We start from the raw sequence: 21,133 nt of genomic DNA on the forward strand, positions 1-21,133 counted from the left end.
CGCACCGCACCAACGACAGGACACACCATCATGGGAAAGACCACCGGCTTCATGGAATACGAGCGCATCGAGGAGGGCTACCGCCCCGCCCCCGAGCGCCTGAAGCACTACAAGGAATTCGTCATCGGCCTCGATGAGGCGCAGGCCAAGATCCAGGGCGCGCGCTGCATGGACTGCGGCACGCCGTTCTGCAACAACGGCTGCCCGGTCAACAACATCATTCCGGACTTCAACGACCTCGTGTACCAGCAGGACTGGAAGAGTGCGTGGGCCGTGCTGGATTCGACCAACAACTTCCCCGAGTTCACCGGCCGCATCTGCCCCGCGCCCTGCGAGGCCGCCTGCGTGCTGAACGTGAACGACGACGCGGTGGGCATCAAGTCCATCGAGCACGCCATCATCGACCGCGCCTGGGCCGAAGGCTGGATCCAGCCCCGCCCCGCGAAGCACAAGACCGGCAAGAAGGTGGCCGTGGTGGGCTCGGGCCCCGCGGGCATGGCGGCCGCGCAGCAGCTCGCGCGCGCCGGCCACGACGTGACGCTGTTCGAGAAGAACGACCGCATCGGCGGCCTGCTGCGCTACGGCATCCCCGACTTCAAGATGGAGAAGTCGCACATCGACCGCCGCGCCGAGCAGATGAAGGCCGAGGGCGTCCACATCCGCACCGGCGTGTTCGTCGGCGCCGCGAAGGACGGCCTGGGCAAGGGCTCCAAGGTCACCAACTGGGCCAAGGAAACCGTGACGCCCGAGCAGCTGCAGGCCGAGTTCGACGCCGTGCTGCTGGCCGGCGGCGCCGAGCAGAGCCGCGACCTGCCCGTGCCGGGCCGCGACCTGGACGGCATCCATTTCGCGATGGAGTTCCTGCCGCAGCAGAACAAGATCAATGCGGGCGACAAGCTCAAGGGCCAATTGCGCGCCGATGGCAAGCACGTGATCGTGATCGGCGGCGGCGACACCGGCAGCGACTGCGTGGGCACCAGCAACCGCCACGGCGCCGCGAGCGTGACGCAGTTCGAGCTGATGCCCCAGCCGCCCGAGGTCGAGAACCGCCCGCTCACCTGGCCCTACTGGCCCTACAAGCTGCGCACCAGCTCCAGCCACGAAGAGGGCTGCGAGCGCGAGTTCGCCATCGCCACCAAGGAATTCCTGGGCGAGAAGGGCAAGGTCACGGGCCTGAAGACCGTGCGCGTCGAATGGAAGGACGGCAAGATGGTCGAGGTGCCCGGCTCCGAGCAGACGCTCAAGGCCGACCTCGTGCTGCTGGCCATGGGCTTCGTGAGCCCCGTCGCCCCCGTGCTCGAAGCCTTCGGTGTGGACAAGGACGCGCGTGGCAATGCCCGGGCCACCACCGACTTCACCGGCGGTTATGCCACCAGCGCGCCCAAGGTGTTCGCCGCGGGCGACATGCGGCGCGGCCAGTCGCTGGTGGTGTGGGCGATCCGCGAGGGCCGGCAGGCCGCGCGGGCCGTGGACGAGTTCCTGATGGGGTATTCCGACCTGCCGCGCTGATTCCCCTGCGGTGGGACGAAAAAAATGGCGCCCGTCGGCGCCATTTTTTCTGGGCGATGCAGCCGTTCAGGGCTGGATATCGATGATCTGCGTGATGTGCGGCTGGCCTTGCGGCGGCTGGTAGATGTGCAGCTTCACCACGCGCGTCTGCGCGTTGGGGACCACGGTCTGGGCCTTGGCCAGGAAGGAGTAGTTGGTGCCTGCGACCACCTGGGTGGCAAAGGCGAAGGGGGTGTACGTGACGCCCACGAGGTTGACCGCTTCGGTGAACACCTTCTTGGCTTCGGGGGTGAGGTCGAAGTTGAAGGCAGTCCAGCCGCCGGGGATGCTGTTGTTGGACATGGTTGGTTTCCTCTCTGATGTTGGTCGCTTGGAAGTGGCGCCGGGGACGTGCGAGCCTTTGCGTTCCCGGCCATTTGCCGGGGGGGCGCCGGTGTTCCGGAGCCCCCCAGGTGTCCCCTTTCGCGGGGACGGCCGGATTCTATGCCGGCCCCGGGGGCCTGCTGCATACCCGATAAGCGCTTGCATGCGCGGTTTTCGAGTTTGCTATTGAAGAAGGAGCAATCCATGCAGTGTTCACGGCGACATGGAGCCACTTTCGTGGCCCATCCGGCTCAGAATTTGTACTGCATGCCCAGCGTGATCTGGCGCGGGCTGCCCGGCATGACCCACACGCGGTTGTAGGCGCTGTGGTAGTAGGTCTTGTCGAACAGGTTGTCCACGTCCAGCGACAGGCGCAGGCGCTTGTCGAAGTTCCAGTAGGTGGTGAGCTTGGCGATGGTGTAGGCGGGCAGGCGGGGCTCGCCGGTGTCGCCGCGCCGCGCGCCCACGTGGGTCAGGCCCGCGCCCACGCCCAGCAGGCCGCCGCCGGGGGCCGCGCGCTCGTGCGTGACGAAGGCGCTGGCGCTCTGGCGCGCGAACTGGGTGATCTGCGGGTCGGCGTCCAGGTAGGTGTAGCTCAGGGCCACGCGCCAGCCCGGGGCCACCCAGCCGGCCAGTTCGGCCTCCAGGCCCTTGTTGCGCACGGTGCCGGGCAGGGGCACGAGGTGTACGCCGTCGTCGTCCCAGGTGGCCATGTTGCGCTTGCGGATGTCGAAGACGGCCAGGTTGCCGCCCAGGCGCTGGTCGGCGCTCTCCCACTTCACGCCGGCCTCGCGCGCGGTGCCGATCTCGGGCTCGATGGGCTGGCCCGAGGCCGTGGTCTGCGCTTGCGCGCGGAAGGACTTGCCCACGCTGGCATAGACGGCGAGGTTGGGCTGCGCGAGCCACGTGAGTCCCAGGCGCGGCGAGGTCGCGCTGGGCTCCTGGCGGGTGATGCCGCCGCCGCTGCGCTCGTTGATCTCGCCGCGGTAGCGGTCGTGGCGCAGGCCGGCCAGCAGCTTCCACTGCGGCGCGAGGGCGATCTGGTCCTGCACGTAGAAGGCGGTGGTGCGGTCATTGACCGTGCGGTCGATGGCGGGCACGGTGAGGGCCGGGCGGGTCACGGCGCCGTAGACCGGATCGAACACGCTGATGCCGTAGGCGAAGCGGCCGCCGCCAGCCTGGGTCATCATGGTCTGGTCCATGCGGAAGCGCGAGATTTCGGCGCCCACGAGCAGTTCGTGGCGCAGCGCGCCCGTGGCGAAGCGGCCGTTCAGGTCGAGCTGCACCGTGGTGTCGTTGGAGCGGAAGTCGCGGTCGATGAGGCGGCGGCAGAGCCAGCCGGTGGTGTCCATCGAGGTCTGGCAGGGCGCGGGGCCGTACTGGTGCGATTCGCTCGCCAGGCCGGAGAGCGTGCCGCGCTTGTACTGCAGGCCCGCGCGCAGGTTCCAGTCGGGCGAGAGCGCCTGCTCCAGGAAGAACTGGTGGGTCTGGTTGTCGATGGTGATGTCGCCGTCGCCCGGCTCGCCGTAGAAGCGCGAGGTGGGCACGGCGCCCACGCGGCCGTTCACGGCGATCACGCCGCGGTCGAGCGGCGCGCGCTGGCGCAGCCATTCGCCGTCGTAGCGCAGCACGGTGTCGGGCGTGAGCTTCCAGGTGAGGGCGGGCGCGACGAGTTCGCGGCGGCTGTGCACGAAGTCGCGGAAGCTGTCCTTGTCCTCCACCGACACGTTCAGGCGGTAGGCGAGGCGCGCGGGTTCGGTCTCGCTGCCGCCGATGGGGCCGGTGGTGTCCAGCGCGAGGCGCCTGGCGTCGTGGCTGCCGTAGTAGGCCTCCACCGAGTGCGCGGCGCGCCACAGCGGCTGCTTGGTGACCACGTTTACCGTGCCGCCGGGCTCGCTGTTGCCGTAGAGCGCGCCCATGGTGCCCTTGAGGAACTCGAAGCGCTCCACGTTGGCCGTGTCGCGCGGGGCGTTGAAGCCGCGGTTGGCCGGCATGCCGTTGCGCAGCAGGCCCATGCCCATGTCCTCGTGGCCCACGAAGCCGCGCATGGCGATGTTGTCCCAGGTGCCGCCGAAATTGTTCTGGCGCGAGACGCCGGCCACGTAGTCGAGCACGTCGTCCAGGCGCAGCGCGCCCAGGTCGTCCACGAACTGGCGCGTGACCACGCGCACGGCCTGGGGCACTTCGAGGGCCGGGGTCTCGGTCTTGGTGGCGCCCTCGGATTCCTGGGCGTGGTACTGGCCGGACTGCTGGCGGCCCACGACTTCGGTGGCGGGCAACTGGGCCTCGGGCGCGGCCTGCTGCGCCTGGGCGCTGGAGAGGGCGACGGCCTGGGCGAGGGCGGCGAGGGCCGTGGCGACGAGCCGGCGGCGGCGCGCGGCGCGGGACGGATGGCGGAAACATGCGGGGCGCATGCGGTGCATGGGAATCTCTCCTCTCGGTGGTGGATGCAGAAGGTGGCGATCGAGAGGGAGGACACGCGGCGCGCGCCGCAGGGGACAGGCCGGTGCGGCCTTTTGTGTATCAAAATGTATTTCGCAGCGTGAGCGAGGCGCTGCGCGGCGCGCCGGGGGTGATCCACACGCTGTGGTAGGCGCTGGCGTAGTAGCGCCGGTCGAAGAGGTTGTCCACCTGCAGGGAAAGGCGCCAGTCCCGCGCCGCCTGCCAGTGGGCCAGCAGGCGCGCGGTGGTGTAGGCCGGCAGGCGCGGCGAGCCCGCGTCGCCCGTGCGCGCGCCCACGTGGGTGAGGCCCAGGCCCACGGAGGCCTCGCCGCCGTCCGCCAGCGCCCAGTCGCGCGCCAGCAGCACGCTGCCGCTCGCGCGCGGGAACTGCGGCAGCGCCTCGCGCAGCCAGGAGGCGCCGGCCACCACGCGCCAGGCGGGCGCGATCCGCCCGCTCAGCTCCGCCTCCAGGCCCCGGCTGCGCACGCGGCCTGCCGCAATGCTGTGGTCGGTGTGCTGCGGATCGATCACCAGCACGTTGCGCTTGACCACGTCGAACACCGCCAGCGAGGCGCCCAGGCGGCCGCCGGCGGGCTGCCATTTCACGCCCGCCTCGCGCGCCAGGCCCTTCTCGGGGTTGAACGGGGCGCCGTTCGCGTCCACGCCGACGTTGGGCCGCAGCGAAGCCCCCGCGCTCGCGTACACCGCCCAGTCCGCGCGCGGCAGCCAGGTGAGGCCCGCGCGCGGCGACCACGCGCCCTGCGACTGGCGCTGGGTGGCGCCGACCAGGCGGTTGTCCATCGTCTGGCGGAAGCTGTCGTGGCGCAGCCCCAGCAGCAGGCGCCAGCGCGGCGCGAGCGCGATCTGGTCCTGCAGGTACAGGCCCTGCCCGCGCTGGCGTTCGCGCGTGGACTGCAGGGTGTCGGTGGTGGCGGGCAGCACGTCGCGGTAGACCGGGTGGCGCACGTCGATGCCGTAGTCGCGCCAGCCGCCCTCGGGGTTGCGCAGCAGCAGCTGGTCCATGTCGAAGGCGAACACCTCCGCGCCCAGCAGCAGCGCGTGGGCGCGCCCGCCGCCGTCGGTGAACTGCCCGCGCAGGTCCCATTGCGCCGACAGGTCGGTGGAGGCGAAGTCGCGCCAGCGGCGCTGCCGCCAGAGCCAGCCGTTCGCGTCGAGGTCGGCCAGCGCCTCGCCGTAGCCGTGGCCGTAGGTGGTGAAGCCGCGCATGGTGCCGCGCCGCGCCATCGCGCCGGCGTGCAGCTGCCAGCCGGGCGCGAGGTCGTGCGTGAGCAGCCACTGGTGGGTCTGGTTGACCATCGTGAGGTCGCCGTCGCCAGGCTCGCCGTAGAACAGCGTGTCCGGCACCGTGCCGGGCACGCCGCCGATGGCCACCACGCCCCGGTCCAGCGGCGCGCGCTGGCGCAGCCATTCGCCGTCGTAGCGCAGCACCGTGCCGGGTTCGGGCTTCCAGGTGAAGGCCGGCGCCAGCATCTCGCGGCGCGTGCGCACGTGCTCGCGGAAGCTGCCCCGGTCTTCCGCCACGGCGATCAGGCCCCAGGCCATGCGCGGCGGTTCGTCGGCCTCCGCCGCCGCCAGCGGGCCGCCCAGCTCCAGCACGCCGCGCCGGCCGGCGTGGCTGGCCAGCGTCCATTCGGCGGCCCGCACCGATTCCCAGGGCGCGGCGCGGGTCACGCTGTTGAGCGTGCCGCCGGGCTCCGAGAAGCCGTAGAGCGCCGCCATCGGCCCGCGCAGGAACTCGAAGCGCTCCACGTTGGCCGTGTCGCGCGGGGCGTTGAAGCCCCGGTTGGCCTGCATGCCGTTGCGCAGCAGGCTCATGCCCGTGTCCTCGTGGCCCGCGAAGCCGCGGATGGCGATGTTGTCCCAGGTGCCGCCGAAGTCGTTCTGCCGCGAGACGCCGGGCACGTAGTCCAGCACCTGGTCCAGCCGCGTGGCGCCCAGCGCGCCGATCGTGGCGCGGTCCACGGTGGAGAGCGCCTGCGGCACCTCCAGCGCGGGCACGTCCAGGCGCGTGGCGGCGTGGGCGGCCGGGCCGCCGGCGGCGCCGGGCGCGGGGCCCTCGGGGCCGTCGGGGCGCAGGGCGGCCACGCGCACCTCGGGCAGCACGGTGGCGTCCGGGTCGGGCAGGGCGGCTGCGCCCGGTGCGGAGGGCATGCGCCGCAGCACGAAGAGCCCGGGGGAGACCTCCTCGGCCGCCAGCCCCGTGCCCGCCAGCAGCCGCCCGAGCGCCTGCGCGGCGGAGAAGCGGCCCGCCACGCCGTGTCCCGCGATCCCCTGCAGCCCCTGCGGCAGCGCGCCGTCGGCCTGGATGGTCACGCCCGCGCGCGCGGCCAGGGCGGCGAGCTGATCGACCAGCGGGCCGGCGGGAATGTCGAGCGCGGCCGCCGGGGCACCGTCCGGCGGCGCCGCGCCGGCCGCCGGCAGCAGCCCCGCCGCGAGCAGCCACGATGCGAGGCCGTGCCCCATCGCGCGGCCGTGCCACCGGGCCTGTCGGGCCGCACGCAGCATGCCGTCAGGCCCCGCTGCCGGCGGGCAGCACCCGCGCCCAGTAGCGCGTGCGCCAGAGCACGCGCACGGGCAGCGAGCGGGGCAGCGCCTCCAGCACCGCGTCGCCCTGGTCGATCTGGAACGCGCCCGTGACGGGCAGCCCGGCCACGGCGGGATCGCACTGCACCCAGCCGTGGCGGTAGCGCGCCAGCTCGGCCAGGAAGTCGCCCAGCGGCTGGCCGCGCGCCACCAGCAGGCCTTCCGACCAGCGGCCCGCGAAGGGGTCCGCCGGCCCGGCCGCGCCGAGGTGGCCGGGGCCGAAGGCCAGGGCCTGGCCGGCGTCCACGCGCGCGTCCAGGCCCTGGCCGGTGCGCAGGGCCACGGCGCCGGCCTGCATGGTCACGCGGCAGTCCGCGCCGTCCAGCGCCCGCGCCAGGAAGTGCGCGGGCGGCAGGGGCGGCGCGTCCAGGGCCTGCAGCGTGCCGGCCGCGGTGTGCAGCGCCAGGGGCTGGGGCCCGGGCGTCGTGCCCGCGAGCAGCCGCACTTCGCCGCGCAGCAGGCGCACGCTGCGCTCCCCGGGGCCGAAGGCCAGGGCCACGGCGGTATCGGTGTCGAGCCACAGCCGCGAGCCGTCGGGCAGCGCGGCCTCCCGGCGCTCGCCCACGCCCGTGCGCAGGTCCGCCGCCCAGGCCGTGCCGGCCTCGCGCCAGGCCAGGTGCGCCACCGGCAGCGCCAGGGCCAGGCCGCCCAGGGCGCGCAGCGCGCGGCGGCGGCCCGGGGCATCGGGGCGGCCCAGCACGGCGCGCGCCAGCGTGGGGGGCACCAGGCCCAGTTGCTCCTGCATGCGCCGGGCGCGCTGCCAGGCCTGTTCGTGGTCGGGATGGGCCGCGCGCCAGCGCTCGAACGCGGCGTGGTCCTGTGCGCTGGCGTGTCCCGCGTGCAGGCGCGCCAGCCAGCGCGCGGCCTCGCGCACGGCGGCCCGGCTGGGCGGCGCGCCGCCGTCCGCCCCGGTCAGTCCGCCGCCAGGATGCATGCCTCGAACGCCTGGGCCATGTAGCGCTTCACGCTGCGCTCGGTCACGCCGAGCTCGGCGGCGATGGCGGCGTAGTCCAGGCCCTCGACCTGCGAGAGCAGGAACGCGTGCCGCGCCCGCTCCGGCAGGCCCGCCAGCGCCGCGTCGAGCCGGTGCAGCGCCTCGCGCGCCATGGCGTGCCGCTCGGCCGAGGGCCACTCGGCGGGCGGCAGCGCGGCCAGCGCATCCAGCCAGGCCCGCTCCAGCGACAGGCGGCGGAAGTGGTTGGCCACCAGCCGCCCGGCCACCGTCGCGAGGAAGGCGCGCGGCTCGCGGGGGGCCTGCGCGGCGGCCTCGCCCGCGCCGCGCAGGCGGTGCGAGAGCAGGCGTACGAAGGTGTCCTGCGCCAGGTCCGCCGCCTGCTGCGGGCAGCCCAGCCGGCCGCGCAGCCAGCCCTGCAGCCAGCCGTGGTGATCCCCGTACAGGCGGCCGAGATCGTCCACGGCGGCGGGTGCGGAAGCGGCGGTCAGGACGGACGCGGAAGCCACGGGAGGTTGCGATGGAAAAGGGCGGCGGGCCCGGTGCGGCCGCAGGGGCCCCGGCCATGGCGCGCCGGGCCGGGGCCCGCGCCAGCCAAACAGATGCAAATGACTCGCATTATCCCATGTATGAATCCGGCAGGGGGCGGGGCCTGCGGCGCGGTGGAGGGGTGTTTGCTATTGAAAACATAGCTGCTCATGCAGTGTTTTCGGCGACATGGAGGGGTTTTCGTTCGGGAAATGGCCTGCGGGGTCGCGCGTGCGGGCCTGGCCGGTGGGGGTGGCCGCGGGCGATCGGGGACAATACCGGCTGGTTCCAGACCTCCCGCGCGTGTCCGTCTGCCATCTCCCGCAGGCCGCCACGCGCTGTTTTTTTGCCCTTTCCCCCTTTTTTCGCCACGCGCCGGCCCCGGGCCGGCCTCCATCGCCATGAAGAAGATCGCCGCCGTCCTGTTGATGTCCCTGGGTGCCCTGCTTGCCGGTTGCGGCAAGAACGAAAGCGCCCAGCCCGCCCCCGCCGCCGCGCCCGCCACGCCCCCCGCCGCCGCCGTCACCCGGATCGTGGTCGGCCTGGACGACAACTTCCCGCCCATGGGCTTTCGCGACGAGAAGAACCAGCTCGTGGGCTTCGACATCGACATGGCCCGCGAGGCCGCCAAGCGCATGGGCGTGGAGGTGGAGTTCAAGCCCATCGACTGGAGCGCCAAGGAGGCCGAACTCTCCGGCAAGCGCGTGGACGCGCTCTGGAACGGCCTGACCATCACCGAGGAGCGCAAGCAGAACATCGCCTTCACCGCGCCCTACATGGAGAACCACCAGATCATCGTCGTGGCCGCCAAGGCCGCGATCAAGACCAAGGCCGACCTCGCCGGCAAGGTCGTGGGCGCGCAGGAGGGCAGCAGCGCCGTCGATGCGGTCAAGAAGGACGACGCCGTGTTCAAGTCGTTCAAGGAGTTCAAGACCTTCGGCGACAACGTGACGGCGCTCATGGACCTCTCCACCGGCCGCCTGGAGGCCGTGGTGGTCGATGAGGTGGTGGGCCGCTACTACGTCGCCAAGAAGCCGCAGGACTACGCCGTGCTCGACGAGCACTTCGGCACCGAGGAATACGGCGTGGGCGTGCGCAAGGACGACGCCGAACTGCAGGGCCGCATCGACAAGGCCCTGGCCGCGATGAAGCAGGATGGCGCCGCCGCGACCATCGCCACGCAGTGGTTTGGCAAGAACATCATCAAATAACTTCGGCGCATCCCCCTGAGCGGCTGCGCCGCTTCCCCCTTCTCTCGCGCTGGCGCGCGGGAAGGGGGACACCGCCAGCGCGGCGGGGCGGCCCTTGCGCGGCGGTTGCTGGTCTGGGCCGCGCCGGTTGCCGAGGCCCTGGGCCTTGCCGGCCGCAGTCGTTTAGCCACGGATTTTCGTAGCAGATGGATTACGTTCTTTCACTTCTGGGGCCGCTCGCGCAGGGCGCTGCGGTCACGCTGAAGCTCTTCGCGATCACGCTGGCGCTGGCGGTGCCGCTGGGCCTGGCGCTGGCGCTCGCGCGCGTGTCGCGCTGGGGGCTGCTGTCGGGGCTGGTCAACGGGTACATCTGGCTCATGCGCGGCACGCCGCTCATGCTGCAGATGCTGTTCATCTACTTCGCGCTGCCGTTCGTGCCGGTGATCGGGGTGCGGCTGCCGGATTTCCCGGCCGCGATGGTGGCCTTCGCGCTGAACTACGCGGCGTATTTCGCCGAAATCTTTCGCGCCGGCATCCAGTCGATCGATCGCGGCCAGTACGAGGCGGCCAAGGTGCTGGGCATGACCTACGGCCAGACCATGCGCCGCATCGTGCTGCCGCAGATGGTGCGCCGCATCCTGCCGCCCATGAGCAACGAGACCATCACCCTGGTCAAGGACACCTCGCTCATCTACGTGCTGGCGCTCAACGACCTGCTGCGCGCCGCGCGCGGCATCGTGCAGCGCGACTTCACGACCACGCCGTTCATCGTGGCCGCCGCCTTCTACCTCGTGATGACCCTGGTGCTCACCTGGGTCTTCCAGCGCCTGGAGCAACGCTATGCCCGCCACGACGCCTGACGCCCCCTCCCGCGCCGCCGCCGCCGACGTCGCTACGCCGATGATCGAGGCGCGCGGCCTGCACAAGGCCTTCGGCGGCGTGCCGGTGCTGCGCGACGTGTCGCTCACGCTCGGGCGCGGCGAGACCGTGGCCGTGATCGGCCCCTCGGGCTCGGGCAAGAGCACCTTCCTGCGCTGTCTGAACCACCTGGAGACCATCGACCGCGGCCACATCGCCATCGAGGGCGAGACGCTCGCCACCACCGACGCGGGCGGGCGCTGCCGCTACGTGCCCGATGCCGAGGTGCGCCGCATCGGCCGCCGCATGGGCATGGTGTTCCAGTCGTTCAACCTGTTCCCGCACCTCACCGTGCTGGAGAACGTCATCGAGGCGCCGATGGTGGTCAAGGGCCTGGCGCGCCCGGCCATCGTGCCGCGCGCCCGGGCGCTGCTGGAGAAAGTCGGCCTGCTGGAGAAGCAGGACAGCTACCCCGGGCGCCTCTCGGGCGGGCAGAAGCAGCGCGTGGCCATCGCGCGCGCGCTGGCCATGGAGCCGGACATCCTGCTCTTCGACGAGCCCACCTCGGCGCTCGACCCCGAGCTGACCGGCGAGGTGCTGCGCACCATGCGCGCGCTGGCCCGGGAGCGCATGACCATGCTGGTGGTCACGCACGAGATGGGCTTCGCCCGCGAGGTGGCGAACCGCGTGGTGTTCATGGACCGGGGCGAGATCATCGAGGCCGCGCCCGCGGCCGAGTTCTTCGCGAATCCGCAACATGCGCGAACGCAGGCATTCCTTCGCAGCATGCTCTGAGGCGCGGCGTGCGCGCTTGCAGAATCCAGGCCAAATGCCGCGCTCTACCATGAAACATCGGAGTCGGATGCTCCTGGAAAAATAGCGATATGCCGCCTGTGGCAATAGCAAACATCCATGCATGTATGTTTGCGTTACCATCGCTCGCCACGGCCAACGGTCCCTGCCGTGACAATCACGCCTTCTCCTGTCCTCGAAACCTCCGCATGCCCGAGCCCGCCCCCCTGGTCGAACTGCGCAACGTCACGTTCTCGTACGGCGAGCGTCCGATCCTGCGCGACGTGTCGCTCGCCATCCCGCGCGGCAAGGTGACCGCGCTCATGGGGGCGTCGGGCGGCGGCAAGACCACGGTGCTGCGCCTCATCGGCGGCCAGCAGGTGGCGCAGCAGGGCGAGGTGCTGTTCGATGGGCAGGACGTGGCCCGCATGGACGCCACCCGGCTCTACGCCGCGCGCCGCCGCATGGGCATGCTGTTCCAGTTCGGGGCGCTGTTCACCGACATGAGCGTGTTCGAGAACGTGGCCTTCCCGCTGCGCGAGCACACCGATCTCCCGGAGGAGCTGGTGCGCGACATCGTGCTCATGAAGCTCCACGCCGTGGGCCTGCGCGGCGCGCGCGACCTCATGCCCAGCCAGGTCTCCGGCGGCATGGCGCGGCGCGTGGCGCTGGCGCGGGCCATCGCGCTCGACCCCGAACTGATCCTCTACGACGAGCCCTTCGCGGGGCTGGACCCGATCTCGCTGGGCACGGCCGCCCAGCTCATCCGCCAGCTCAACGACGCCATGGGCCTCACCACGCTCGTGGTCTCGCACGACGTGGAGGAAACCTTCCGCGTGGCCGACCACGTGGTCATCCTGGGCCCGGGCGTCGTCGCCGCGCAGGGCACGCCCGACGAAGTGCGTGCCAGCACCGACCCGCTGGTGCACCAGTTCGTGCACGCGCTGCCCACCGGGCCCGTGCCCTTCCACCATCCCGGCCCCACGGTGGCCGACGATTTCGGGCCGCTGGGCGGAGGTGCGCGATGAGCTGGTGGAAACCTTCCGACGTCGGCTTCGCCACGCGCAGCCTGTTCGCGGACATCGGCCGCGCCGCGCGGCTGTTCGCGCGCCTCGTGGGCCTGCTCGGCCCCACGCTGCAGCGCTTCCGGCTGGTGAGCGACCAGCTGCATTTCCTGGGCAACTACTCGCTGTCCATCATCGCCGTCTCGGGGCTCTTCGTGGGCTTCGTGCTGGGGCTGCAGGGCTACTACACGCTGCAGCGCTACGGCTCCTCCCAGGCCCTGGGCCTGCTCGTGGCGCTGTCGCTGGTGCGCGAGCTGGGGCCCGTGGTCTCGGCGCTGCTCTTCGCGGGCCGCGCGGGCACCTCGCTCACGGCCGAGATCGGCCTCATGCGCGCGGGCGAGCAGCTCTCGGCCATGGAGATGATGGCGGTCGATCCCGTGCGCCGCATCCTCGCGCCGCGCTTCTGGGCGGGCGTGATCGCCATGCCGCTGCTCGCGGCCGTGTTCAGCGCCGTGGGCGTGATCGGCGGCTGGATCGTCGGCGTGGTCATGCTGGGCGTGGACGCCGGCGCCTTCTGGGGCCAGATGCAGAGCGGCGTCGATGTGTGGGCCGACGTGGGCAACGGCGTGCTCAAGAGCTTCGTCTTCGGCGTCACCGTCACCTTCCTCGCGCTCCTGCAGGGGTTTGTCGCCAAGCCCACGCCCGAGGGCGTGTCGCGCGCCACCACGCGCACAGTGGTCATGGCCTCGCTCGCGGTGCTGGGGCTGGATTTCCTGCTCACCGCCTGGATGTTCAGCATCTGAGGCGCCTCCATCCGGCACCCACTGCGCAAGAACCACAGAGAGATTGAGAGAAATACACCATGCAGCACTCCAAGAACGATATCTGGGTCGGCCTGTTCGTCCTGCTGGGCGGCGCGGCCCTGCTCTTCCTCGCCCTGCAGTCGGCGAACCTGCTGCGCGTCAACTGGCAGACGGGCTACCAGGTCACGGCGCTCTTCGACAACATCGGCGGCCTCAAGCCCCAGGCGGCGGTGCGCAGCGCCGGCGTGGTGGTGGGCCGCGTGCGGTCCATCACGTTCGACGACAAGACCTTCCAGGCCCAGGTGACGCTGGAGATGGACAAGCGCTACGCCTTCCCCAAGGACAGCTCGCTCAAGATCCTCACCAGCGGCCTGCTGGGCGACCAGTACATCGGCATCCAGGCGGGTGCCGACGAGAAAAACCTCGCCGAGGGCGACCGCATCACCTCCACCCAGTCGGCGGTGGTGCTGGAAAACCTCATCAGCCAGTTCCTCTATGGCAAGGCAGAGGAGGGCAGCGGGGCCTCCTCGGGCGGCAACAAGAAATGACGACAACGATGCACAACACGTTCCAATCCTCCGGGGCCCGTGCCCTCCGCGGCGGTGCCTGCGCACTGGTGGCCGCTCTCCTGCTCGCGGGCTGCGCCAGCGGCCCGAACGCCGATCCGCGCGATCCGCTGGAGCCCTACAACCGCACGATGACGCAGTTCAACGACAAGGTGGACGATGTCGTGCTCCGGCCCGTCGCGACCGCCTACACGGAGGTGACGCCGCGCGTCGTGCGCACGGGCGTGAGCAACTTCTTCTCCAACCTCACCGACCTCTGGTCCTTCGTGAACAACGTGCTGCAGTTGCGCGGCGAGGGTGCCCTCAACAGCATCGCGCGCTTCAACGTGAACACGGTCTTCGGCATCGGCGGCCTGTTCGATGTGGCCAGCGAGATGGGCATCGACCGCTCGCGGCAGGACTTCGGCCTCACGCTGGGCCGCTGGGGCGTGCCCACGGGGCCGTACCTCGTGCTGCCGCTGCTGGGCCCCTCCACCGTGCGCGACACGGTCGCGCTGCCCGTAGACACCAAGGGCAACCTGATCACCTACGTCGATCCGGTGTCCGACCGCAACGCGCTCTATGCGCTCAGCATCGTGAACACGCGCGCCAACCTGCTGCGCGCCAGCTCCGTGCTCGACACGGCGGCGCTCGACAAGTACAGCTTCACGCGCGACGCCTACCTGCAGGTGCGCAACCAGGCGGCCCAGGCGGACTCGCTCAAGAAAGAGGAGCGCTACGACGAGGACGCGGGCAAGCTGCCCGAGGAGCCCGTGCGCTGAGACACGTTGTGAGTGGGCGGGCCGCTGCGTTGCAGTTGCTTGCATCCGTGAACGCGGCGGACGCATGCCCGCGCGGCGCGGCGAACAGAATGCATGAATGAACCGGTGCGCCTTTCCCGGGCGCGCCTCAAGAAAGGAAACGAACCATGACGATGAGCCGACGTACCCTGGGCCGGATGGTCCTGTGCACCACCGCCGCGCTCTGGCTGGGTGCCCCGGTGGCGGCCCTGGCCGCCGACGAGGCGCCGGACGCGCTGGTCAAGCGCCTGTCCACCGACGTGCTGGAGACCGTGCGCAACGACAAGAGCATCAAGGCCGGCGACGTGAACAAGATCACCGCGCTGGTGGACAAGGCGATCCTGCCGCACGTGAACTTCCGCCGCATGACGGCCGCGGCCGTGGGCCCGGGCTGGCGCCAGGCCACGCCGAACCAGCAGGCGCGCCTGCAGGAAGAGTTCAAGACCCTGCTCGTGCGCACCTACGCCGGCGCCCTGAGCCAGGTGAACGACCTGTCCATCGAGGTCAAGCCGCTGCGCGCCGGCGCCGACGACAAGGACGTGCTGGTGCGCTCGGAGATCCTGGGCCGCGGCGACCCCATCCAGCTCGACTACCGCCTGGAGAAAGTCCCCGGCGACGGCGCGGGCTGGAAGATCTACAACCTCAACGTGATGGGCGTGTGGCTCGTGGAAACCTACCGCACGCAGTTCGCGCAGGAGATCAACGCCAAGGGCATCGACGGCCTGATCGAATCGCTGGTCGCGCGCAACAAGGCCAACGCCGCCGGTACCTCCGGTACCGCCGGCAAGAAGGCGAGCTGACGGCACCGCCGCGCGATCGCCCATGCTGGTCCTTCCCACCGAATTGACCCACGCGCAGGCCTCGGCCTGCCTGCGCATGCTGCTGCAGGGCCTCAAGGCGCACCGCGACGAGATCCTCGTCGTGGATGCCGCTGCGCTCACCACCTTCGACTCCTCGGCCCTCGCGGTGCTGCTGGAATGCCGCCGCGCGGTGCTGCTCGAAAACAAGCGCTTCGAGGTCAAGGGACTGCCCGAGGGGCTGGCAAAGCTCGCGGGCCTCTACGGGGTGCAGGAGTTGCTCGTGCCCCCCGCGGCGGCGTGAGCGCCCTTGGCGCGTGAACACGTTCTCCACGGGCGCCGCGCGCCCGTAGTGCCATCGGGGCGGCGGCCAGGCAAATCCGCGCCGGGGCCGTAGAATGGCCGGCTTCCATGCCTGCAGTCTCCTTCCAGTCCGTCTCCAAGACCTACTCCACGCCCAAAGGGCCGTTCCAGGCGCTCGACGGCGTGAGCCTGGACATCGAGGAGGGCGAGTTCTTCGGTCTCCTCGGGCCGAACGGCGCCGGCAAGACCACCCTCATCAGCATCCTGGCGGGCCTCGCGCAGGCGTCCGGCGGGCGCGTTCTCGTGCAGGGCAGCGATGTGCGGACCGACTTCGCCGCCGCGCGGCGCCGGCTCGGCATCGTGCCGCAGGAGCTGGTGTTCGACCCGTTCTTCAACGTGCGCGAGACGCTGCGCATCCAGTCGGGCTACTTCGGCGTGAAGAACAACGATGCCTGGATCGACGAGCTGCTCGAAAGCCTGGGCCTGGCCGACAAGGCCACGTCCAACATGCGCCAGCTCTCGGGCGGCATGAAGCGCCGCGTGCTCGTGGCGCAGGCGCTGGTGCACAAGCCGCCCATCATCGTGCTCGACGAGCCTACCGCCGGGGTGGACGTGGAGCTGCGCCAGACGCTGTGGCACTTCGTCGCGCGGCTCAACAAGGCGGGCCACACGGTGCTGCTCACCACCCATTACCTCGAAGAGGCCGAAGCCCTGTGCAACCGCATCGCCATGCTCAAGCGGGGCCGGATGATCGCGCTGTCCACCACGTCCGAGCTGCTGCACGCCGCTTCCACCAACGTGCTGCGCTTCAAGACCGATGATCCGCTGCCGCCCGCGCTGGCCGGCGGCGCCCGCGTCACGGGCCGCGTGGTGCAGCTGCCCGCGCAGGATGCGGCCGACATCGAGCGCGTGCTGGCGGCGCTGCGCGCGGCCGGCGTCGGCGTGCACGATGTCGAGATCCGCAAGGCCGACCTGGAGGACGTGTTCCTCAGCCTGATGGCCGAGGGCCGCTACCCCGATCCCGCGCATGCGCCCGCGCCGGCCGGCGAGCCCGAGGAAACGGCCGAAGGCGGGGTGCGGCTATGAGCGCGCGCCGCATGGAGGTGGCCCGATGACCGGCTGGCAGACCCTGTTCTACAAGGAGGTGCTGCGCTTCTGGAAGGTGAGCTTCCAGACCATCGCCGCGCCCGTGCTCACGGCCGTGCTGTACCTGCTGATCTTCGGCCACGTGCTCGAAGACCACGTGAAGGTCTACGACCGCCTGAGCTACACCGCTTTCCTCGTGCCCGGCCTCGTGATGATGAGCCTGTTGCAGAACGCCTTCGCCAACAGCTCGTCGAGCCTCATCCAGAGCAAGATCATGGGCAACCTCGTGTTCGTGCTGCTCACGCCGCTGTCGCACTGGGCCTGGTTCTTCGCCTACGTGGGCTCGTCCATCGTGCGCGGGCTGGTGGTGGGGCTGGGCGTGTTCGTCGCCACGCTGGGCTTCGCGCGGCCCGAGTTCGCCGCGCCGCTGTGGATCGCCGCGTTCGCGCTGCTGGGCGCGGCGCTGCTGGCCACGCTGGGGCTGATCGCCGGGCTCTGGGCCGACAAGTTCGACCAGATGGCGGCCTTCCAGAATTTCATCATCGTGCCCATGACCTTCCTCTCGGGCGTGTTCTATTCCATCCAGTCGCTGCCGCCCTTCTGGCAGACGGTGAGCCACCTGAACCCGTTCTTCTACATGATCGACGGCTTCCGCTACGGCTTCTTCGGCCAGAGCGACACCTCGCCCTGGCTGAGCCTGGGCATCGTGGGCGGCGCCTGGCTGGCCGTGAGCGCGCTCGCGGTGCACCTGCTGCGCACGGGCTACAAGATCCGCCATTGAGCCCGGCCGGCTTGCTGCCCGCGTGCCACGCGCGGGCGGCGGGCCGGCTTTCCCAAGACCCCGACGACCCCCTCCAAGATTTCCTGCGAAGGCCCCCCGATGACCGCCGACCAACTCAAAGACCTGATCCGCGCGGGCCTGCCCTGCGCACACCTCGCGCTGGAGGGCGACGGCCGCCACTGGTACGCGACCATCGTCTCGGCCGAGTTCGAGGGCAAGCGCCCCATCCAGCGCCACCAGCGCGTCTATGCGACGCTCGGCAGCCGCATGCACACGGACGAGGTGCACGCGCTCTCGATGAAGACCTACACCCCCGCCGAGTGGGCCGCGCTGCCGGGCGAGGGCTGACGGCGGCACCTGGGTTGCTCATATTTCAATAGCATGTCCGCAAGAGCGGACGCCGACATAGCCCTTATCTCACCCCATTTCAGGCGATCAGCCATGGACCAACTCCTCATTCGCGGCGGCCGCGCCCTGCGGGGCGAGGTGCCGATCTCCGGCGCCAAGAACGCCGCGCTGCCCGAGCTGTGCGCGGCGCTGCTCACCGCCGAGCCCGTGACCCTGCTCAACGTGCCGCGCCTGCAGGACGTGGCGACGATGCTCGAACTCATCCGCAACATGGGCGTGTCGGCAAGCCATGCCCAGGGCGCGGACCGCGCCGGCGGCGGCACCGTGCACATCGACGCGAGCGCGCTCTCCACGCCCGAGGCGCCGTACGACCTCGTGAAGACCATGCGCGCCTCGGTGCTGGCGCTGGGCCCGCTGCTCGCGCGCTTCGGCGAGGCCACGGTGTCGCTGCCCGGCGGCTGCGCGATCGGCTCGCGCCCGGTGGACCAGCACATCAAGGGCCTCGCGGCCATGGGCGCGGAGATCGTGGTGGAGCACGGCTACATGATCGCCCGCCTGCCCGCCGGCCGCACGCGCCTCCTGGGTGCGCGCATCACCACCGACATGGTCACGGTGACGGGCACCGAGAACCTGCTCATGGCCGCCACGCTGGCCGAGGGCGAGACGGTGCTGGAGAACGCCGCGCAGGAGCCGGAGGTGGTCGATCTCGCCGAGATGCTCATCGCCATGGGCGCGCGCATCGAAGGCCAGGGCACCAGCCGCATCCGCGTGCAGGGCGTGGAGCGCCTGCACGGCTGCACCCACCGCGTGGTGGCCGACCGCATCGAGGCCGGCACCTTCCTGTGCGCCGTGGCGGCCACGGGCGGCGAGGCGCTGCTGCGCCACGGCCGCGCGGACCACCTCGATGCGGTGATCGAGAAGCTGCGCGACGCCGGCGCCACCGTGGAGCCCGTGAACGGCCCCGAGGGCGGCATCCGCGTGCAGAGCCCCGGCGCGGGGCAGTTGCAGGCGCAGAGCTTCCGCACCACCGAATACCCCGGATTCCCCACCGACATGCAGGCGCAGTTCATGGCGCTCAACGTCGTGGCGCAGGGCACTTCCACCGTGGCCGAGACCATCTTCGAGAACCGCTTCATGCACGTGAACGAGATGCTGCGGCTGGGCGCGCGCATCCAGGCGGACGGCAAGGTGGCCATCATCGAGGGCCTGGGCGACACGGGCGCGCTGCTCTCGGGCGCCACCGTCATGGCCACCGACCTGCGCGCCTCCGCCAGCCTGGTGATCGCCGGCCTCGTGGCCGACGGCCAGACCGTGGTGGACCGCATCTACCACCTCGACCGGGGCTACGACTGCATGGAAGGCAAACTGCGCGCCCTGGGCGCCGATATCGAACGGGTGAAGGCATGACGACCAACGACGACGACATGATCACGCTGGCCCTCTCCAAGGGCCGTATCTTCGAAGAAACCCTGCCGCTGCTCGCGGCCGCCGGCATCGAGGTGCTGGAAGACCCCGAGAAGTCGCGCAAGCTCATCCTGTCCACCAACCGCCCCGGGGTGCGCGTGGTGCTGGTGCGCGCCACCGACGTGCCCACCTACGTGCAGTACGGCGGCGCCGACATCGGCGTGACGGGCAAGGACACGCTCATCGAGCACGGCGGCCAGGGCCTCTACCAGCCGCTCGACCTGCACATCGCCAAGTGCCGCGTGAGCGTGGCCGTGCGCGACGACTTCGACTACGTCCGCGCCGTGAAGCAGGGCGGGCGGCTGAACGTGGCCACCAAGTACACCACCATCGCGCGCGAATTCTTCGCCGCCAAGGGCGTGCACGTGGACATGATCAAGCTCTACGGCAGCATGGAACTGGCCCCGCTCACCGGGCTGGCCGACGCCATCGTCGATCTGGTCTCCACCGGCAACACGCTGCGCGCCAACCACCTGGTGGAGGTGGAGCGCATCATGGACATCAGCTCGCATCTGGTCGTGAACCAGGCCGCGCTCAAGCTCAAGCGCGTGCCGCTGCGCCGCATCATCGATGCTTTCGCCGGCGCGGTCCGCCCCCACTGAGGGATTTCCGGAGACTCACTATGGAATTGATAGCAGCTCCCGCCCGCATTGCGACGACATCGGCCACGTTTGAATCGGAATTCGCCGCGCGCCTGCACTGGTCCGCCGACACCGATGCCGCCATCGAGCAGCGCGTTGCCGACATCCTCGCCGACGTGCAGCGGCGCGGCGATGCGGCCGTGCTGGAGTACACGCAGCGCTTCGACGGCCTGCAGGCGCCTTCCGTGGCCGCGCTGGAACTCTCGCAGGCCGAGCTGAAGGCCGCCTTCGATGCGCTGCCCGCCGCGCAGCGCGACGCGCTCGAAGCCGCCGCAAGGCGCGTGCGCGCCTACCACGAGGCGCAGAAGAAGGCGAGCGGCGAGAGCTGGAGCTACCGCGACGAGGACGGCACGCTGCTCGGCCAGAAGGTCACGCCGCTGGACCGCGTGGGCATCTACGTGCCGGGCGGCAAGGCCGCCTACCCGTCGAGCGTGCTGATGAACGCCATCCCCGCCCACGTGGCCGGCGTGCCCGAGATCATCATGGTCGTGCCCACGCCGCGCGGCGAGAAGAACCCGCTGGTGCTGGCCGCGGCCTACGTGGCGGGCGTCACGCGCGGCTTCACCCTGGGCGGCGCGCAGGCCGTGGCGGCCCTGGCCTACGGCACGGCCACGGTGCCGAAGGTGGACAAGATCACCGGCCCCGGCAACGCCTACGTGGCCAGCGCCAAGAAGCGCGTGTTCGGCACCGTGGGCATCGACATGATCGCCGGGCCCAGCGAGATCCTGGTGCTGGCCGACGGCACCACGCCGCCCGACTGGGTGGCCATGGACCTGTTCAGCCAGGCCGAGCACGACGAGCTGGCCCAGTCCATCCTGCTGTGCCCCGACGCGGCCTACCTCGACGCCGTGCAGCGCGAGATCGACCGGCTGCTGCCCGCCATGCCGCGCGCGGAGATCATCGCCAAGAGCCTCACCGGGCGCGGCGCGCTGATCCTCACGCGGGACATGGAAGAGGCCTGCGCCATCAGCAACCGCATCGCGCCCGAGCACCTGGAGGTGTCGAGCCGCGACCCGCACCGCTGGGAGCCGCTGCTGCGCCACGCCGGCGCGATCTTCCTGGGCGCCTACACCAGCGAGAGCCTGGGCGACTACTGCGCCGGCCCCAACCACGTGCTGCCCACGAGCGGCACGGCGCGCTTCTCGTCGCCGCTGGGCGTCTATGACTTCCAGAAGCGCAGCAGCCTCATCGAGGTGAGCGAGCAGGGCGCGCAGACGCTGGGCGCCATCGCCAGCGTGCTGGCGCACGGCGAGGGCCTGCAGGCCCATGCGCGCGCGGCCGAGATGCGGCTGAAGCAGTCCCGGTCTTGAGCCGGCTCTGCCT

The 21,133-nt window shown here is 71.0% G+C and carries 21 protein-coding genes; 16 read left to right on the forward strand and 5 right to left on the reverse strand.

The genetic code is table 11. The features are described from left to right. Positions 1 to 30: 30 nt before the first annotated feature. Entirely contained in the window at positions 31 to 1,509 is a 1,479-nt protein-coding gene (locus tag AX018_RS12805) for a glutamate synthase subunit beta (protein ID WP_111877673.1), read from the forward strand. A 66-nt stretch (positions 1,510 to 1,575) separates the two neighbouring features. Here AX018_RS12805 and AX018_RS12810 read toward each other — a convergent pair whose 3' ends face one another. The 5 genes from AX018_RS12810 to AX018_RS12830 all read right to left on the reverse strand — a co-directional run bounded on the left by AX018_RS12810 (position 1,576) and on the right by AX018_RS12830 (position 8,379). Beyond that, positions 1,576 to 1,851 carry a hypothetical protein gene (locus tag AX018_RS12810; protein ID WP_111877674.1) on the reverse strand — a complete coding sequence of 92 codons (276 nt, stop codon included), beginning with the start codon at positions 1,849 to 1,851 and terminating at the stop codon, positions 1,576 to 1,578. A gap of 272 nt (positions 1,852 to 2,123) precedes the next feature. Beyond that, the gene (locus AX018_RS12815; RefSeq protein WP_245951540.1) at positions 2,124 to 4,295 is read right to left on the reverse strand and encodes a TonB-dependent siderophore receptor; all 2,172 of its coding nucleotides are present in this window, start codon (positions 4,293 to 4,295) and stop codon (positions 2,124 to 2,126) included. Positions 4,296 to 4,395: 100 nt separating this feature from the next. Next, positions 4,396 to 6,840 carry a TonB-dependent siderophore receptor gene (locus AX018_RS12820; RefSeq protein WP_111877675.1) on the reverse strand — a complete coding sequence of 815 codons (2,445 nt, stop codon included), beginning with the start codon at positions 6,838 to 6,840 and terminating at the stop codon, positions 4,396 to 4,398. Positions 6,841 to 6,844: 4 nt separating this feature from the next. Beyond that, the gene (locus AX018_RS12825) at positions 6,845 to 7,852 is read right to left on the reverse strand and encodes a DUF4880 domain-containing protein (RefSeq protein ID WP_111877676.1); all 1,008 of its coding nucleotides are present in this window, start codon (positions 7,850 to 7,852) and stop codon (positions 6,845 to 6,847) included. Then, a complete protein-coding gene (locus tag AX018_RS12830) occupies positions 7,831 to 8,379 on the reverse strand; it encodes a sigma-70 family RNA polymerase sigma factor (RefSeq protein WP_415842003.1) in 549 nt (182 codons plus the stop codon). Before AX018_RS12830 ends, AX018_RS12825 begins: the two co-directional genes overlap by 22 nt. 420 nt (positions 8,380 to 8,799) lie before the next feature. On the opposite strand from AX018_RS12830, the gene AX018_RS12835 reads away from it, so the two are divergent. The 15 genes from AX018_RS12835 to hisD all read left to right on the forward strand — a co-directional run bounded on the left by AX018_RS12835 (position 8,800) and on the right by hisD (position 21,120). Then, positions 8,800 to 9,609, forward strand: a complete 810-nt coding sequence (locus AX018_RS12835) for an amino acid ABC transporter substrate-binding protein (RefSeq protein WP_111877677.1) — start codon at positions 8,800 to 8,802, stop codon at positions 9,607 to 9,609. Between the two features lie 185 nt (positions 9,610 to 9,794). Next, on the forward strand, positions 9,795 to 10,448 hold the full coding sequence (locus AX018_RS12840; RefSeq protein WP_111877678.1) for an amino acid ABC transporter permease: 654 nt from the start codon (positions 9,795 to 9,797) through the stop codon (positions 10,446 to 10,448). Further along, positions 10,429 to 11,241, forward strand: a complete 813-nt coding sequence (locus AX018_RS12845) for an amino acid ABC transporter ATP-binding protein (protein WP_111877679.1) — start codon at positions 10,429 to 10,431, stop codon at positions 11,239 to 11,241. Before AX018_RS12840 ends, AX018_RS12845 begins: the two co-directional genes overlap by 20 nt. Positions 11,242 to 11,447: 206 nt before the next feature. After that, complete coding sequence (locus tag AX018_RS12850) at positions 11,448 to 12,266, forward strand: ABC transporter ATP-binding protein (RefSeq protein ID WP_111877680.1); 819 nt, start codon at positions 11,448 to 11,450, stop codon at positions 12,264 to 12,266. Continuing rightward, positions 12,263 to 13,045: a lipid asymmetry maintenance ABC transporter permease subunit MlaE gene (gene mlaE, locus AX018_RS12855; protein ID WP_111877681.1), complete on the forward strand. Its 783-nt coding sequence runs from the start codon at positions 12,263 to 12,265 to the stop codon at positions 13,043 to 13,045. Before AX018_RS12850 ends, mlaE begins: the two co-directional genes overlap by 4 nt. A 59-nt stretch (positions 13,046 to 13,104) precedes the next feature. Then, entirely contained in the window at positions 13,105 to 13,593 is a 489-nt protein-coding gene (mlaD, locus tag AX018_RS12860) for an outer membrane lipid asymmetry maintenance protein MlaD (RefSeq protein ID WP_111877682.1), read from the forward strand. Further along, on the forward strand, positions 13,590 to 14,372 hold the full coding sequence (locus AX018_RS12865; protein ID WP_111877683.1) for an MlaA family lipoprotein: 783 nt from the start codon (positions 13,590 to 13,592) through the stop codon (positions 14,370 to 14,372). The genes mlaD and AX018_RS12865 overlap by 4 nt, the downstream gene beginning before the upstream one ends. A gap of 146 nt (positions 14,373 to 14,518) precedes the next feature. Continuing rightward, positions 14,519 to 15,190: an MlaC/ttg2D family ABC transporter substrate-binding protein gene (locus AX018_RS12870; RefSeq protein WP_111877684.1), complete on the forward strand. Its 672-nt coding sequence runs from the start codon at positions 14,519 to 14,521 to the stop codon at positions 15,188 to 15,190. Positions 15,191 to 15,212: 22 nt separating this feature from the next. Further along, positions 15,213 to 15,491, forward strand: coding sequence for an STAS domain-containing protein (locus tag AX018_RS12875; RefSeq protein ID WP_111877685.1), 279 nt, complete (start codon positions 15,213 to 15,215; stop codon positions 15,489 to 15,491). A gap of 107 nt (positions 15,492 to 15,598) precedes the next feature. Further along, the gene (locus AX018_RS12880) at positions 15,599 to 16,576 is read left to right on the forward strand and encodes an ABC transporter ATP-binding protein (protein WP_111877686.1); all 978 of its coding nucleotides are present in this window, start codon (positions 15,599 to 15,601) and stop codon (positions 16,574 to 16,576) included. 25 nt (positions 16,577 to 16,601) lie between these two features. Then, the gene (locus AX018_RS12885; protein WP_111877687.1) at positions 16,602 to 17,357 is read left to right on the forward strand and encodes an ABC transporter permease; all 756 of its coding nucleotides are present in this window, start codon (positions 16,602 to 16,604) and stop codon (positions 17,355 to 17,357) included. A 99-nt stretch (positions 17,358 to 17,456) separates the two neighbouring features. After that, positions 17,457 to 17,705 carry a BolA family protein gene (locus tag AX018_RS12890; RefSeq protein WP_111877688.1) on the forward strand — a complete coding sequence of 83 codons (249 nt, stop codon included), beginning with the start codon at positions 17,457 to 17,459 and terminating at the stop codon, positions 17,703 to 17,705. Positions 17,706 to 17,798: 93 nt separating this feature from the next. Further along, complete coding sequence (murA, locus tag AX018_RS12895) at positions 17,799 to 19,112, forward strand: UDP-N-acetylglucosamine 1-carboxyvinyltransferase (RefSeq protein WP_111877689.1); 1,314 nt, start codon at positions 17,799 to 17,801, stop codon at positions 19,110 to 19,112. Positions 19,113 to 19,129: 17 nt separating this feature from the next. Continuing rightward, the gene (hisG, locus tag AX018_RS12900) at positions 19,130 to 19,771 is read left to right on the forward strand and encodes an ATP phosphoribosyltransferase (protein WP_111877701.1); all 642 of its coding nucleotides are present in this window, start codon (positions 19,130 to 19,132) and stop codon (positions 19,769 to 19,771) included. Between the two features lie 20 nt (positions 19,772 to 19,791). Next, complete coding sequence (gene hisD / locus AX018_RS12905) at positions 19,792 to 21,120, forward strand: histidinol dehydrogenase (RefSeq protein WP_111877690.1); 1,329 nt, start codon at positions 19,792 to 19,794, stop codon at positions 21,118 to 21,120. Positions 21,121 to 21,133 lie beyond the last annotated feature (13 nt).

The sequence above is a fragment of the Paracidovorax anthurii genome, from assembly GCF_003269065.1.
Lineage (GTDB): Bacteria > Pseudomonadota > Gammaproteobacteria > Burkholderiales > Burkholderiaceae_C > Paracidovorax > Paracidovorax anthurii.